12 protein-coding genes and 1 tRNA gene are annotated in these 14,824 nt (G+C 45.3%); 8 read left to right on the top strand and 5 right to left on the bottom strand.

Features of this window, described 5'->3' with window-relative positions; all coding sequences use genetic code 11:
* Window positions 1-24: 24 nt before the first annotated feature.
* Together recJ and FD971_RS06800 are read right to left on the bottom strand one after the other, a co-directional pair.
* The gene (gene recJ, locus FD971_RS06805; protein WP_215333508.1) at window positions 25-1,770 is read right to left on the bottom strand and encodes a single-stranded-DNA-specific exonuclease RecJ; all 1,746 of its coding nucleotides are present in this window, start codon (window positions 1,768-1,770) and stop codon (window positions 25-27) included.
* Window positions 1,767-2,747 (bottom strand): hypothetical protein, encoded by a 981-nt coding sequence (locus tag FD971_RS06800; RefSeq protein WP_215333507.1) that lies wholly within the window; start codon window positions 2,745-2,747, stop codon window positions 1,767-1,769. The genes recJ and FD971_RS06800 overlap by 4 nt, the downstream gene beginning before the upstream one ends.
* Before the next feature lie 49 nt (window positions 2,748-2,796).
* Between FD971_RS06800 and FD971_RS06795 the strand changes: the two genes are divergently transcribed.
* The 6 genes from FD971_RS06795 to FD971_RS06770 are packed head-to-tail and all read left to right on the top strand — an operon-like array spanning window position 2,797 to window position 8,748.
* Window positions 2,797-4,056 carry a lipoprotein-releasing ABC transporter permease subunit gene (locus FD971_RS06795; protein ID WP_215335270.1) on the top strand — a complete coding sequence of 420 codons (1,260 nt, stop codon included), beginning with the start codon at window positions 2,797-2,799 and terminating at the stop codon, window positions 4,054-4,056.
* A gap of 4 nt (window positions 4,057-4,060) precedes the next feature.
* Window positions 4,061-4,768 carry an ABC transporter ATP-binding protein gene (locus FD971_RS06790; RefSeq protein WP_251368601.1) on the top strand — a complete coding sequence of 236 codons (708 nt, stop codon included), beginning with the start codon at window positions 4,061-4,063 and terminating at the stop codon, window positions 4,766-4,768.
* Window positions 4,765-5,625: a TatD family hydrolase gene (locus FD971_RS06785; RefSeq protein WP_215333505.1), complete on the top strand. Its 861-nt coding sequence runs from the start codon at window positions 4,765-4,767 to the stop codon at window positions 5,623-5,625. The genes FD971_RS06790 and FD971_RS06785 overlap by 4 nt, the downstream gene beginning before the upstream one ends.
* 4 nt (window positions 5,626-5,629) lie before the next feature.
* Window positions 5,630-8,119: a DNA internalization-related competence protein ComEC/Rec2 gene (locus FD971_RS06780; protein ID WP_251368600.1), complete on the top strand. Its 2,490-nt coding sequence runs from the start codon at window positions 5,630-5,632 to the stop codon at window positions 8,117-8,119.
* 45 nt (window positions 8,120-8,164) lie between these two features.
* The gene (locus FD971_RS06775; protein WP_215333504.1) at window positions 8,165-8,359 is read left to right on the top strand and encodes a type II toxin-antitoxin system HicA family toxin; all 195 of its coding nucleotides are present in this window, start codon (window positions 8,165-8,167) and stop codon (window positions 8,357-8,359) included.
* On the top strand, window positions 8,356-8,748 hold the full coding sequence (locus tag FD971_RS06770; RefSeq protein WP_215333503.1) for a type II toxin-antitoxin system HicB family antitoxin: 393 nt from the start codon (window positions 8,356-8,358) through the stop codon (window positions 8,746-8,748). Before FD971_RS06775 ends, FD971_RS06770 begins: the two co-directional genes overlap by 4 nt.
* 75 nt (window positions 8,749-8,823) lie before the next feature.
* On the opposite strand, the gene FD971_RS06765 is transcribed toward FD971_RS06770, so the two are convergent.
* From FD971_RS06765 to FD971_RS06755, 3 genes are all read right to left on the bottom strand, one after another.
* Complete coding sequence (locus FD971_RS06765) at window positions 8,824-9,792, bottom strand: tripartite tricarboxylate transporter substrate binding protein BugE (RefSeq protein WP_215333502.1); 969 nt, start codon at window positions 9,790-9,792, stop codon at window positions 8,824-8,826.
* A 354-nt stretch (window positions 9,793-10,146) separates the two neighbouring features.
* Complete coding sequence (locus FD971_RS06760; RefSeq protein ID WP_215333501.1) at window positions 10,147-11,910, bottom strand: tetratricopeptide repeat protein; 1,764 nt, start codon at window positions 11,908-11,910, stop codon at window positions 10,147-10,149.
* 230 nt (window positions 11,911-12,140) lie between these two features.
* Window positions 12,141-12,217: transfer RNA gene (locus FD971_RS06755), tRNA-Met, on the bottom strand.
* Window positions 12,218-12,468: 251 nt separating this feature from the next.
* Between FD971_RS06755 and FD971_RS06750 the strand changes: the two genes are divergently transcribed.
* Both FD971_RS06750 and FD971_RS06745 read left to right on the top strand, forming a co-directional pair.
* Window positions 12,469-14,313: a potassium transporter Kup gene (locus FD971_RS06750; protein ID WP_251368710.1), complete on the top strand. Its 1,845-nt coding sequence runs from the start codon at window positions 12,469-12,471 to the stop codon at window positions 14,311-14,313.
* Between the two features lie 47 nt (window positions 14,314-14,360).
* A complete protein-coding gene (locus tag FD971_RS06745; RefSeq protein WP_251368599.1) occupies window positions 14,361-14,819 on the top strand; it encodes a hypothetical protein in 459 nt (152 codons plus the stop codon).
* The last annotated feature ends 5 nt before the right edge of the window (window positions 14,820-14,824 follow it).

Raw genomic sequence — 14,824 nt, 5'->3', positions numbered from 1 at the left:
TAATTATAAGGGGGTTATTACAGATCAACCCTCGTCGTGGGCTTCAACCATGAGTTGTACGCGAGCCTGACCCTGAAAGCGGTCTGTTACTAGGCGATAAGCCAGCTTTGCCTTAGCTGGCAAGGGTTGTGTTCGGTTGAACCAGACCCCCATAAATGGTTTGCTGGCTAGTTGACCATCCCCGATCGGACGAAGCTGCAAACGTAAATGTTTTTCTTTCATGAGGCTTTGCTGCCCAACCTCAAATTCTCCATAAAAAATGGGCTGAGGAAAGCCTTGGCCCCAGATTTCTTCTGCAAGAAGATCGCCAGTTTCAGGGGTAAATTCGGAAAGATCGAGAGTGCCATCATGAATATGGCGACGCTCTAATAATTCATCGTTCAGTAATTCATTGGCAACTTGTTGAAACACAGCATCAAACTTTTCAAAATCCGCTTTTCTAATGCTTAGGCCGGCTGCCATGGCATGACCGCCAAATTTGAGAATCAGACCGGGCTCACGTTTAGAAACAATATCCAAGGCATCGCGCAGATGAAAGCCTGTTAATGATCTGCCGGAACCGCGTAACTCTTCTCCGCTAGCACCATCAGCAGGGGCAAACACAATTGCAGGGCGATTAAAACGCTCTTTGAGGCGGGATGCCACGATACCAACTACGCCTTGATGCCATTCTGCATTCCAAAGACAAATGCTAGAGCGCTCGGCCATGGTGCCTGCCAGTTGATCTTCGGCGAGGTGAGCGAGGGCAGCTTCTTGCATGCCACCCTCAATGACGCGTCGCTCTCGATTAATGCGATCTAGCTCGTATGCAAGCTCAATAGCCTCATCAGGTTTATCGCTCAGCAATAAACGAATGCCTAAAGTCATATCTGCTAAGCGTCCTGCAGCATTAAGACGAGGTCCTATGGCAAAACCTAAATCAAAGGTATTGGCTTTACGAGGGTCACGTGTTGCGGCTTGAAATAGTGCCTGAATACCAGCTTGAGACACTCCTGCGCGAATGCGTTTTAAGCCATTGGAAACCAAGATGCGGTTGTTGCGATCGAGTTGCGCTACATCCGCAACAGTACCCAAGGCCACAAGATCTAATAAGTTTTCGATTTTAGGTTGAGTCTCGGGGGTAAATTTTCCGCGCTTGCGAAGCTCTGCACGAAGAGCCACCAATAAATAGAACATCACACCCACGCCTGCAAGAGCTTTACTTGGAAAGGTGCAGCCAGGCTGATTGGGGTTCACGATTGCAGTCGCTTTTGGTAATCGATCACCCGGTAAGTGGTGGTCAGTCACAATCACTTCCATCCCTAACTCGCGGGCTCGATCTACCCCGGCTTCACTAGCAATGCCGTTATCCACTGTGATGAGATATTTGGGTTTGGGAATTTGCTGCGCAGCTAAATCCACTACCTCTGGTGTTAGTCCGTAACCCATCGTAAAACGGTTCGGCACTAAAAACTGAATGGGTGTATCTACTCCACCCAACATCTTTAAGCCTCGGAGTGCAACAGCGCAGGCAGTAGCGCCATCACAGTCATAGTCCGCTACCACCAACATCGATTCTTTACGCTCCAGAATATCGGCAAGTAGGCTGGCAGTGCTAATACAGCTCTTAAGCTCTACTGGTGAGAGTAGCTGCTTAAGATCTAATGAGAGTTCATCCGGTTTATCAATTCCACGAGCGGCATAAAGCCTAGCTAGCAATGGGTGTAAGCCGGTTTGCTGTAACCAGCTGGCCGTACGATCAGAGAAGGGGCGCTGAGAAAACACGCTCATGCTGAAATGACTTCTGACCAAGTTAAGGGCTCTGATTTTTTCCAGAAGGCCCAAGATTTTTTAGATAGGTCTTTGACAGTAAAGATTCTGTGTCGAGCTTGACCCTTTGGAAAGTCGATGATTTCAACTTCATGCAGTTCTTGATTGAGAAGCGCTTTGCTTAAGTTGCCCCAGATGCTATCCGGGCGATCAATCCATGCAAAGGCATTTTGCAGTCTTGAAAAGTCGATCTCATTTTCTTGGGGGATTTCTAAGTATTTAGCTAATCCACTAAGGAGGGGATGATTTCCATATATCTGATTTGTATTCTCTAGTAATTGAGGCGTCTGAAGATCAGCGAGTTTGCCGATGCCGCTAATCCATAGAGAGTTAATGCTGGGATATCCGCGTTGTTCCCGTTCTTCGTTGACCGGATCAATATGCCAAAGCATCTGAATTTCATTTTGGAGTTTTCGCCAAAGCTTGGCAATTCCAATCTCACTCGTATCGCGCGGCATCCACCAATCAATATTGCGACCATGCGCCTGATCAATCGAGTGAGTAGCCAAGCTAGCAAATGGGCCTGCTGAAATAAACCAATCACGCTGACCTTGGAATAAGACTTTGCTACCAAAATCCTCTTCAATAAAAGGAAGGGCAGTCTGGAGTAGCTTTGTGGATTCATTTGCAGTCAGATCAATCTGACTTTGAGCCATCAAAATCAAATGGTCTCGGGTGGCGTGAAAATGTACTGGCTGAAGGCAGGCGATGACATCATTTGGATTAACCGATACATCACTTTGACCCAGCAGTAAGACGGGGGCTATTGGTAGTCCGTCTCCCAATAGAAAGCGCTCTTGTGGCAATCCACTGGGCGGCACGTTTTGCTCTAATCCAGCATCAATAACATCTTCCCCCGATACCATCAGGGTAAAGCGTTTCAAAGTGCTTGTTTGGGAGGTCAAATTGGCAGTCATTCCCCTGATTTTAGGTGGCATTTAGAGATTCCATTGGTTTGCCCATTTAATTCACTAAACTGTGAGTATGTTGAGACTTCCTATTGAGCTAGAAATTGGCCTGCGCTACACCCGATCCAAGCGTCGTAAGACCGTGGGTAAGCGTGATGGCTTCCTCTCTTTTATCTCCGGAATCTCCACAGCAGGCATTGCTTTGGGTGTTGCTGCATTGATTGTGGTGCTCTCGGTCATGAATGGCTTCCAAAAAGAAGTGCGCGACCGGATGCTTTCTGTCCTTTCCCATGTAGAAATTACTGCCCCAGATGGTTTGGCAAATTGGGAGCCTATTGCGCTTAAAGTCGCTGCTCAGCCTCACGTGGTGGGTGTTGCCCCGATGGTGAGTTCGCAAGGATTGCTCAGTCGTGAAAACGTCATGCGTGGTGTAGCCATTCGCGGTGTATTACCAAGTGAAGAGGACAAGGTTTCCGATCTACCCAAGCAGTTTGTTGCTGGCAGCATCGATGATTTAAAACCGGGCGGTTTTGGCGTTGCCCTAGGTGCACAACTTGCCAATATCGTTGGTGCACGTGTTGGTGACCGAATCAATTTAATCGTCCCAGAAAGCGATCTGACTCCGGCAGGCGCTATGCCCAGAATGCGAATACTCCAAGTTGTCGGCATTGTTGATAGCGGCCATTACGAATACGATAGCTCCTTAGCCATCATGCATTGGAAAGATGCTGCTGCCTTACTACGCTTGCAAGACCCGTCTGGCTTGCGAGTGAAGGTGGATGATATGCAGCGCGCACCAGAGATCGCTTCTGAATTAGCTCAAGTAGTTCCACAAGCTTTGTGGGTAAGTGATTGGTCCCGCTCCAATCGCAATTGGTTTGCAGCTGTTCAGACCGAAAAGAAAATGATGTTCATTATCTTGACGCTCATTATTGCTGTTGCTGCCTTTAATCTCGTTTCTACTTTAGTGATGACGGTTAATGAGAAGCAGGCAGACATTGCTATTCTCAGAACCATGGGCGCAAGCCCAGGCCTCATTCAGCGCATCTTTCTAGTTCAGGGCTTGGCTATTGGCTTATTAGGCTCGCTCGCTGGCGTTAGCTTGGGTTTACTAATTGCGCTCAATATTGATGTCATTGTTCCCGCCATTGAAGCGATCTTTCGAGTGCGTTTCTTGCCGCGCGATGTGTATTTCATCAGCGAGCTTCCATCAGATGTTCGTTTATCTGATGTTGTTACTGTGGGCCTGATGGCATTCGGCCTATCGGTATTAGCAACCCTTTACCCAAGTCGCCGAGCAGCTCAAGTGCAACCAGCGGAGGCGCTTAGGTATGAGTAATGATATGAATAAGCCGCTAAATCAAAACGCCAATCCCGTATTGCTTGCCAGCGGCCTAAGTAAAACTTATGGTCAAGGCCCAACAGCAGTAGAGGTATTAAAGGGGGTAGACCTAGCGGTAGATCCCGCAGAAAAAGTGGCGATTGTCGGCTCTTCTGGTTCAGGCAAGAGTACTTTGCTGCATCTATTAGGGGGATTAGATTCTCCAAGCACGGGCTCAGTAATTCTTTCAGGTTTGCCACTTGCGCAACTTTCAGTCAAGCAATTAGATGGACTTCGCAATGAGAACTTGGGTTTCATTTATCAGTTCCATCATCTTTTAGATGAATTTACTGCCCTAGAAAATGTCGCGCTTCCATTGCGTATTCGAGGTCTTGGCCGCGCCGAAAGTGAACTCAGGGCAAGCAGAATGTTAGAAGCAGTGGGTTTAGCCAATCGTGTACAACATACCCCTGGTGAGTTGTCTGGAGGCGAGCGTCAGCGTGTTGCAGTAGCGCGTGCATTGGTAGGTAATCCATCTTGTGTTTTGGCTGATGAACCTACGGGCAATCTTGATACTGAAACTGCTGATGGCGTATTTGACTTGATGTTAGATATTGCACGTGAGCAAGGCACTGCTTTTGTGATTGTGACCCATGATCCTATTCGCGCTAAACGTTGTGACCGGATTTTGCATTTAGAGCGCGGAGTATTAAAGACCTTCGCCCAATGAGCGAGGTTAGTAAAGGCCTCGCATGGGTTGATACCCACTGTCATCTAGATGCGCCGGAGTTCTCAAGCTCCATTTCTGAGATTGTTTCAAGAGCGGCAGGTAAAGGCGTTAAAGCGATCTTACTACCTACTGTTCAAGCATCTGACTGGGAAAAAGCTAGAGACTTAGCGGCTCAATACAGTAATGACATTCCAGGTTTGGTTTATACCTTGGGCATCCATCCGCTCTATATCAATCAAGCGCAAGAGGGTGACATTGATATTCTTAAGGAACAAATTGAGCAATCATTGGATGATCCTCGATTTGTGGGCATTGGTGAGATTGGTTTAGATTATTTTGTGGAGGGGCTTGATCCCCAGCGCCAAGAATATTTCTTTCACAAGCAGTTAGACTTGGCGCAGCAATTTCAGTTGCCAGTGATTTTGCATGTTCGCCGTTCACAAGATACCATCCTCAAAGCCTTGCGTAAAAGAAAAGTGCCTAGCGGTATTGCTCACGCCTTTAATGGCAGTCATCAGCAGGCTGAACAATTTATTGAGCTCGGATTCAAACTGGGGTTTGGTGGAGCGGCAACCTACGAGCGTGCGTTACAGATTCGTCGTCTCTTACAAGAATTGCCGCTTGAAAGTATCGTCACCGAAACGGATGCTCCGGATATTCCACCGGCATGGCTAAAGGACGATGGCGGTCAATTCAATGAGCCTGCTTTACTCCCCAGAATTGCTCAGCAATTAGCTGACATGCGCGGGATTAGTGAAGAAGACTTCTCAAAGGCAATTTGGCAAAACGCCATGAGGACACTGCCTCGTTGGTCATCATCGATGACTGGCATCTCAAACCTACAATTCGCTTCTTAAGAACTTGCGCATCAATATTGCGGCGTTCATCGCCGGGGGATCGCTTCTTCTATTTTTACCTGCCGTGCCAGAATATTGGTATGGGATGTGTGCTGCAATCTTTGTTGTTTCACTCTTCGCCGCATATATAAGTAGCTGTTTAACATTAGATCGCCATATCAGCAATGCACTGCTGAAAGTTTGTTGTTTAGTCTTAGGATTTGCATGGAATGCGCATTATGCACAAACTCGTTTAGATCATATTCTTTCAACAGAGTATGAGGGAAAGGATCTTGTTCTTGCTGGTCGAGTCAATGCTTTGCCACAGAGCTCCTCCAGTGGTGCAAAATTTTCATTTGAAGTGGATAAGGCATTTTTGGGGCATGAGCCTCTTGAATCGTTTCCGCCGCAGGTGTATTTGAGTTGGCAACCCGCTTGGCGTAATCCTCAAGATGTGCCTGAAATTATCCCGGGTCAGCGCTGGGAATTTATGGTCAAAATCAAAAGACCTTATGGATCTCTCAATCCCCATACCTTTGATTTCGAGCGTTGGTCTTTTCATCAAGACTTTGGTGCTAGCGGATCTGTACGATCTGGAAAATTAATTCTTGAGAAAGATATTGGCATTACTGAATTTGTACTTGCAATGGAGTATCAACGTTGGAAGTTAAGAAAAAAGATCCACCGATTACTCCCAAAAGAAGCGCGATATGGTGGTGTGATTGCAGCGCTGGTGATGGGCGATCAAAATGCGATTGAACAAGAAGACTGGCGCATATTTAATGCTACTGGTATTGGGCATCTCATATCCATATCAGGCCTTCATGTAACGATGTTAGCTGGATTTGGTGCCAAGCTTGCTGCCTGTATATGGCGCCGCAATACATTGCCGCTATTTATTCCTGTTGGCAAACTAGCTGCAGCGGTAGGATTTCTGACGGCATTTGTCTATGCCTGGTTGGCAGGATTTCAAATTCCGGCACAACGAACGATGTATATGGTGGGGGTAGTTGCTTTTGCACTATGGTCCGGCAGAAGCCCACGATCATTCGATATCTGGTGGTGGGCACTAGGCTTTGTTCTTTTGATTGATCCAATGGCGCCCTACACACCTGGATTCTGGCTCTCGTTTGGAGCGGTAGCGGCAATCTTGTATGCGATGCAAGATTCAGATGGTTTATTGGGGCTGCCTACTGGCAGAGAGCTAGAGCTTGATTGGCGACATAGAGTTGCGCAAGCGCTAAGAGACGCTTGTCGAGTACAGGCTGTCGTCACCATTGCACTTCTGCCATTAACTTTGTATTGGTTTTATCAAGTTTCAATAGTCTCGCCAATAGCAAATGCAGTTGCTATTCCTGTGGTGAGTTACATCGTGACACCTCTTGCGATTGCTGGCGCTCTATTGCCCGAGTTTATTGGTAAATGGTTGTTGATTCCAGCGCATGCAACGATGGACTTTCTAGCCATCATGCTGGCTTGGATGGCTAGCTGGAAGTGGGCAATTGCTTGGTCCGGCCAGCCTGCTTGGTGGGCATTAGCACTATCAACAATCGGTACCATCCTAGCGATTCGGCCCGGATCCATTCGAGACAGTCTCATATTAAGAATCGCAGGTCTTTTATTGTGTGGAGCTTTATTTATTCAGCCACTGACGAATACCGGCTTGATGAAAGGAGATTTTAGGGCGACAGTGCTCGACATTGGTCAGGGCACGGCGGTTCTGATTGAAACTAAATCAAAACGATTGCTATACGACACCGGCCCTATTCAGGGGAAAGACAATGCTGGCCAAAGAATCATCCTGCCGTATTTGAGAGGGAGGGGGATCACCCACATTGATCGCATGGTGATAAGTCATAGTGATAGCGATCACATTGGAGGCGCTGAAACTCTACTTAAAGAAATTAGATTCGACTTCATGATGGGGTCGTTGCCAAGTGAAAACCCATTACTTACTAATTTACAAGCTAGAGAGATTGCTGCAATTCCCTGTCGCTTTGGTCAGCAATGGAAATGGGATGGAGTGGATTTTTACATTTGGCATCCAAATGAACTGACAGTTTTTGAGAATAAGCATCCCAGAAAGCCCAATGAAGTTAGTTGCGTGCTGGAGGTTCGTAACCAAACAAGTTCATTTTGGTTAACTGGTGATGTGGAGAGGCGGGGTGAGGCTGAGATCACCGAGCGCTTAACTCAATCAGCTCTAAGTGATTTAAAAGATAAGGCGCTGATATTCATGGCGCCACATCACGGCAGTAAAACATCCTCATCTCAAGAGCTCTTAAGGGTATTAAGTCCTAATGAAGCATTTGCACAAAACGGGTATCGCAATCGCTACGGACATGCGCACCCAAGCGTCACTGCCCGATACGAAAGCTTGAAAATTCCGTTTTATCAAACATCAAATACTGGTGCTCAGGTTTGGAAATTTTCATCCAAATTTGAGCTTAAAGAGGGGCAACCACTACTTTGGCGTCAAGATAGTAGGCGCCTTTGGAATCGAGGGGCAAGATAAGAAAGTTTTTTGTGTGTATGGTGTGTATAATTAAAGAGGAGATCAATGCATAGTAAAAAACTAATTGAGCGACTGAAGGTTGACGGGTGGGTATTAAGCAGAACGAGGGGCTCACACCATATTTTTACTCACACAACAAAGAGCGGGCATATATGCATCCCGCACCCTAAAAAAGATTTAGGTCTTGGTTTGGTGGAAAAGATATTGAAACAGGCTGATATAGAGGGAGGTCTTAAATGAAATATCCGATTGCAATTGAGCCGGGTAATGCCAAGGAGATCTGGGGTGTTGTGGTACCAGATTTAGCAGGGTGCTTCTCGGCTGGTGATAACAGTATTGATGAAGCAATAGAAAACGCTAAAGAGGCAATAGAGCTTTGGATTGAAGTCGCGCTAGATCGAAATCAGGATATCCCAAAGCCAAGCTCTATAAGTGAGCTACAAAAAAAGAAAGAATTTAAAGGATGGGTTTGGGCAATCGTGGAGATTGATCCAGCATTGCTCTCGGATGAAATAGAGAGAATTAATATTACCCTACCCAAAAGAGTGCTTGCCAGGTTGGATGCAAAGGCAAAAAAAGCCGGGGAAAATAGATCAGCATTTATCGCACATTTAGCATTAGCTGCTTAAAACTGATGTTTAAATGATGTGATCATAAGAAAAAAAACCGCCCGAGGGCGGTTTTTTCATTTCGTAATTCAGGAATTACTCTAACTCTAATTTCTGTTTGGTCACGACATCTTTATAAGTTGCATACTCAGCAGCCATTTCTTTTGAGAAGGCTTCTGGACCGTTGACGTTAATGATGGAGCCAGTATCTTCAATGCGCTTTCGCACCGCAGGATCAAGAACTGCTTTTTGAGCCGCCGCATAAATCTTATCTACAACATCTTTAGGAAGACCGGCTGGGCCTAATAGGCCGTAGTAAGCCATTCTATTTGCTGGCGCTAACCCTACCTCTGCAAATGTGGGTACGTTTGGCAAGATTGCGAGGCGTTTTGGCGCTGCAATCACTATCGGAATAAGCCTGCCATCTTTGATGAAGGGGAGGGCTGAAGGCAAGTTATCAAACATGATGGGCACTTGGCCAGCTACCACATCAATTAAGCCAGGACCAGCGCCGCGGTAAGGGATATGAACAATAAAGGTTCCAGTGAGGCTTTTAAATAACTCTGTTTGCATGTGACCGATGCCACCAGTGCCAGAACTTGCGTAAGAGTACTTACCAGGATTTTTCTTAATGACTTCGATAAAAGTTTTGTAATCTCTTGCGGGGAATGATGGGTTCACCACAATCACATTTGGGGTCGCAGCAATATTTGTTATTGGTGTGAAGTCTTTGAGCGGGTCATAGCCAATCTTGCCATTAATAGCTGGATTAGATGCCGTGGTAGAAATGGTAGCGATTCCCAGGGTATAGCCATCCTTTGGAGCGCGGACGACTTCAAGTGCGCCAACGGAGCCACCGCCACCAGCTTTATTCTCCACAATCACGGATTGACCCAGTTGTTTGCTTAAAGGCTCAGACATGCTACGGGCAATAATGTCGGTGCTGCCACCTGGTGCAAACGGAACGATGATCTTGATTGGTTTGGTGGGGTATGTTTGTGCAGTAGCGCTAAGGCTGAGTAAGGCGCCACAACTGATTGCAATGAGCTTGCTGATAAGGGACATACGTTTCTCCAAAAAATTCAATCCATGGGATCAGGTTAGGACTTCATTCTCAGCATATTACAGGGCAACACCATTGAAAAAAGATCCTGTCCCCAATGTGGGGCATTTGTCTGTGCAAATAAGCAAAAAGGCTTCTGAGTCAATTGACCTAGAGGCCCTCTGCTTGTATGGTTACGGGGGCGGGATGTGAACCTACGACCTTCGGGTTATGAGTGCGTAATTCCCGAGTGACGGAATGCTGGAAGCCATCTAAATAGAGGCTTAAAGGTCGGTGGTAAAAATAGCATCAAACTCACCATCAAACTGAAAAGCTCTAAAATCAGGCGTAATTACTAGCGCTGATTCAAGCACCTCCTAGCACGGATGATTTAAGTTAAGTCGAAGAGCAATATCTTCAATCACAGACTCCCAACGACCTGAGTGCGGCTGCCTAAATATTTTAGCTGTTGGATACCACGGACTATCTTGCCTATCTAAAAGCCATCTCCATTCAGGATTCCACGGAAGAAGGATTAGGGTGGACTTTCCTAGGGCGCCCGATAAATGAGCTAAGGATGTATCAACAGTGATAACTAGATCCATTTCTTGAATAATTGAAGCTGAATCATTAAAGGACTTGATTTCTTCACCAAGAAATTTAATTTCTGGATGAGTTCTTAAAAAATCCCGATCTTTTTTCCTCAAATCTTTTTGAATTAAAAATAAGTTTGCTTGATCGGCAATTGGCTTAAAGAATTCTAAATCGATTGAGCGATTTTTATCATTGATGTGCTGTTCATTTCCTGAGCAAGCGATTCCTATATTTAATTTATTATTTGCCGCACTGAGCTTTTTTTTCCAGGCAATTGAATCCTTTTTTGAATCTACAAGATATGGGTCGCTCGGAATGCCATTAATATCTAATTCAAGGAGTAGGGGTAAGCTCATTAGTGGAATTTGAAAATCAACTTGCCCAAAGGGGGCGCCTTCGCCTATGACCTTCGCATGCTTTATTGACTGCTCAAGTAGAGTTTTAAGTCCCGCCTGAACCTCAAAAATAATCTCAATATTCAAATCGCTCAAATTTTTAATGAGTCTACTAAATTGAATTGTATCGCCGTGACCTTGCTCACTCCATACCAATACTCTTTTTCCTGATGCTTGATTTAAATTTGTGAGCAATGGAAATGCTTGGTGGCGTTTTGGATGGGCACTTGTTCTTTCTAAACGATATTCATAGTTTTTAAACCCGTCTTTAAAATTCCCAAGTGCCAATTGAATCAAAGCTTTTCCCCAGAAAGCATCGTATAGATCAGGCTTAAGACTAATCGCCTTGTCATACGAGGCTAAGGCTTCATCATATCGCTTGAGTTCATGAAGGACGATGCCCTTGTTGGCCCATGCCTCGTAGTAATCAGACTTAAAACTAATTGCTTTGTCATACGAGGCTAGCGCCTCTTCGTAACGCTTTAGCTCACTAAAGGTAGAGCCTCTATTACTCCATGCTTCGCAGTAATCAGACTTAAAACTAATTGCTTTGTCATACGAGGCTAAGGCTTCATCATATCGCTTGAGTTCATGAAGGACGATGCCCTTGTTGGCCCATGCCTCGTAGTAATCAGACTTAAAACTAATTGCTTTGTCATACGAGGCTAGCGCCTCTTCGTAACGCTTTAGCTCACTAAAGGTAGAGCCTCTATTACTCCATGCTTCGCAGTAATCAGACTTAAAACTAATTGCTTTGTCATACGAGGCTAAGGCTTCATCATATCGCTTGAGTTCATGAAGGACGATGCCCTTATTAGAGATTGCTTCAGGGTAATCTGGCTTTAGCTTTGCTGCCATCTCAAAAATTTCTAAGGCGTGAATAAATTTTCCCTGCTCTCTATTTATGATCCCTAAATTAAGAAATGCTTCGGCACAGTTTTTATCTAATTCGAGTGCTTTCTCCGAGTAATTTTTGGCTTCAGAGAATTTTTTAAGTTTTATTTGAGCAGCGGACAGATTGATCAGGGTTGAAATCCTATCAGGCATTAGGTGGAGTGATTCCAAAAAATGAAATTCAGCCTCTTCGTAACTCTCTGCGCCTAAGAGATTAAGCCCATCTAAGAAATGCTTTTTTGCTATTTCAAAACTCATAAAAATTTATCTAGTTTGCTCTGAGTTTTTCAACTTTGAATTGGTCAAGAGTGAGGCTGCGGCGTATTAAGTGAAAAACATATAGATTGATTCTATCGAAAAGGTGAACTCTTAACGTCTAGCCGATGTTTTTTAAAACCATCAATTTAAATAGTTTGATGGTTTTTGTGTTTTACTAAAACCTATAAAAGCAAAAAGCCCTTAAAAATAAGGGCTTAGAGCTGTAATACTGGTTGCGGGGGCAGGATTTGAACCTACGACCTTCGGGTTATGAGCCCGACGAGCTGCCAGACTGCTCCACCCCGCGTCTGAAGCTTGAATTCTACCATTTTTTGACCCTCCCTGTCGAGAAAACCTCTAAATTAAGCATAAAAAAGCGGCTTTTGAGGGTAAATAAGTCTTCTGAGTCATGTTGCATAAGGAGTAATATATTGCCACGCAACATTCACCAAGGCCTTTTAAATGTCAATTAGTAACCCAGAGTTTTCTAATTCCACGTTGTTAAAACCGGTTGAGCTGCACGATGATCACAATGACCATAAAAAAGGTCTTGCGGCAATGATGCTTGCTGCTATCGGTGTGGTGTTTGGTGATATTGGTACAAGCCCCTTGTACGCGCTCAAAGAATGTTTTGATCCACACCACGGCATTGCGTTTTCACCAGAGGCATTATTCGGTGTGATTGCCATGATGATCTGGTCTTTGATCATGGTTGTGACATTTAAGTACGTATTGTTTGTGATGCGCGCTGACAATAAAGGTGAGGGTGGCGTTTTATCACTCATGGCCTTAGCGCTACGTTCTTTTGATAGCAAGTCTAAAAAATATTTCTTTCTCATGATTTTGGGTATGCTTGGCGCATGCATGCTACTTGGTGAGTCCGTAATTACTCCAGCGATTTCAGTTTTATCTGCTGTCGAGGGTATTGAGATTGCAGCACCAGGTTTGCATAAATTTATTATCCCGATCTCTCTAGTAATTTTGGTGGCTTTATTTTTAATCCAAAAATACGGTACTGCAGCTGTTGGTAATCTCTTTGGCCCAGTCACTTTGACTTGGTTTGTTACGCTGGCAGTACTTGGGGCAATTAATATCGGCGCAGCGCCACAAATCATTGGCGCAATCAATCCAATGTATGCGGTTAACTTTATTGTTGATCATCCCACTACTGCCTATATTGTGATGGGCGCTGTAGTGTTGGTGGTTACTGGGGTTGAAGCTTTGTATTTGGATATGGGTCACTTTGGTAGAAGTCCCGTGCGCTACGCTTGGCTCATCGTGGTTTTGCCGGCGCTCTTGATCAATTATCTTGGTCAGGGTGCACTCTTGTTATCAAACCCAGAAGCAGTCTCCAATCCATTTTATTTAATGGTTCCTGAGTGGGCTCTGTGGCCAGTAGTGGGCTTAGCGACTGCAGCTACAGTGATCGCTTCTCAGGCAGTCATTTCTGGGGCGTACTCTTTAGTAAGCCAGGCAATCTTGCTTGGATTTATGCCGCGCATGACGATCATGCATACCTCTGATTCAGAGCAAGGACAGATTTATATTCCGGTAGTGAACTGGGCACTTTTGTTTATGGTCGTAGTGACTATTATTGAATTTAGAGAGTCAGTCAATCTAGCCGCAGCATATGGTATTTCAGTGACCTCAACCATGATGATTACCGCCATCTTATTGGGGGTAGTCATGTATCGCGAATGGAAGATGAATATCTTCTTGGTGCTGGGCTTGTCGATTACTTTCTTTATCTTAGATTTTGCTTTCTGGACTGCAAACCTAATCAAAATTAAAGATGGTGGTTGGTACCCGCTGTTTCTGGGCTTAATTATTTTTACTTGCTTGATTACCTGGTATCGAGGTCGCAAACTCTTGCGTGCGAAAGTGGAGGAGGGCTCCATTCCATTGCAAGCCTTTGTGAGTGGACTGCTAGCGCATCCACCACATCGTGTTGAAGGGACCGCTATCTTTTTGACGGCCCATGTGGACTATGTTCCGGTCGCAATGCTCCACAACCTAAAGCACAACCGAGTGATGCATGAGCGTATCTTTTTTATTAAGTTAAGCACTTGGGATGTTCCTTACGTAAATGATAGTCAGCGTATTACGATGAAGGATCTCGGTGGTGGCGTGTACTTAGTAAGGGCTGTACATGGCTTTAAAGAGTCCCCTGATATCAATAAAGTTTTAGAGTTACTGCAAAAACAAGAGAACATTGAATTTAATGTCATGGATACTTCTTTCTTTGTGTCCCGCGACACCATTGTTCCGTCGGCCAATCCTGGGATGGCGCTGTGGAGAGAGAAGTTGTTTGGTTGGATGATGCAAAATGCCGCCAAGCCTTCAGATTTCTTTAAGATTCCGACCAATCGTTTAGTTGAGCTCGGTGCGAAAGTAGAGATTTGATAAAGCCGTTCTCCTTTCGCTCGCTGTTTTCTACCGGAGCATTTCTGTTGGCTTGCGCCTTCAGTAGTTTGGTTCTTGCTACGCCTGCAGAAGAGGCGCAGTTAGAGCAGCTCGATAAAATTGAGCGTGATCTGGAGTTGCAGCGTGAGTGGGCTAAATATCGTTGGGATAAAACGAACTCCGAGTGTTATCAAAAGTATTGGGTGAATAGCTGCCTAAAAGACTCTCGTGCCGAGTACCGCAAAGAGATTGATCCGATTCGCGTGCAAGAAGTGGAATTACATGAAGTGCAGCGCAAGTTGCGCGCGAGCATTAAAGATCAACGCGATGCCACTAAGATTGCTGAACGCGCCTCTGCTGAAAAAGCAGCCGAGCGCGCAGCTAATCAAAAAGAATTTGAAGAGAAGCAAAAGGCGGCTGCTGCTCGTGCAGCCGATGTGGAGCAGCGCCGTAAAGACGCCCCTAAGCGTGCTCAAGAAAACAAAGCGGGCACTCAGCTCGATTAATTACT

The organism is Polynucleobacter sp. AP-Ainpum-60-G11 (genome assembly GCF_018688375.1).
In the GTDB taxonomy this organism is placed as follows: domain Bacteria; phylum Pseudomonadota; class Gammaproteobacteria; order Burkholderiales; family Burkholderiaceae; genus Polynucleobacter.
This window is presented reverse-complemented; position numbering and strand designations above follow the sequence as displayed.

Excerpts from the sequence above, each read along its gene's own strand:
- recJ (WP_215333508.1), bottom strand. The coding sequence starts at position 1,770 with ATGAGCGTGTTTTCTCAGCGCCCCTTCTCTGATCGTACGGCCAGCTGG.
- FD971_RS06800 (WP_215333507.1), bottom strand. The coding sequence starts at position 2,747 with ATGCCACCTAAAATCAGGGGAATGACTGCCAATTTGACCTCCCAAACA.
- FD971_RS06790 (WP_251368601.1), top strand. The coding sequence starts at position 4,061 with ATGAATAAGCCGCTAAATCAAAACGCCAATCCCGTATTGCTTGCCAGC.
- FD971_RS06785 (WP_215333505.1), top strand. The coding sequence starts at position 4,765 with ATGAGCGAGGTTAGTAAAGGCCTCGCATGGGTTGATACCCACTGTCAT.
- FD971_RS06775 (WP_215333504.1), top strand. The coding sequence starts at position 8,165 with ATGCATAGTAAAAAACTAATTGAGCGACTGAAGGTTGACGGGTGGGTA.
- FD971_RS06770 (WP_215333503.1), top strand. The coding sequence starts at position 8,356 with ATGAAATATCCGATTGCAATTGAGCCGGGTAATGCCAAGGAGATCTGG.
- FD971_RS06765 (WP_215333502.1), bottom strand. The coding sequence starts at position 9,792 with ATGTCCCTTATCAGCAAGCTCATTGCAATCAGTTGTGGCGCCTTACTC.
- FD971_RS06760 (WP_215333501.1), bottom strand. The coding sequence starts at position 11,910 with ATGAGTTTTGAAATAGCAAAAAAGCATTTCTTAGATGGGCTTAATCTC.
- FD971_RS06750 (WP_251368710.1), top strand. The coding sequence starts at position 12,469 with ATGATGCTTGCTGCTATCGGTGTGGTGTTTGGTGATATTGGTACAAGC.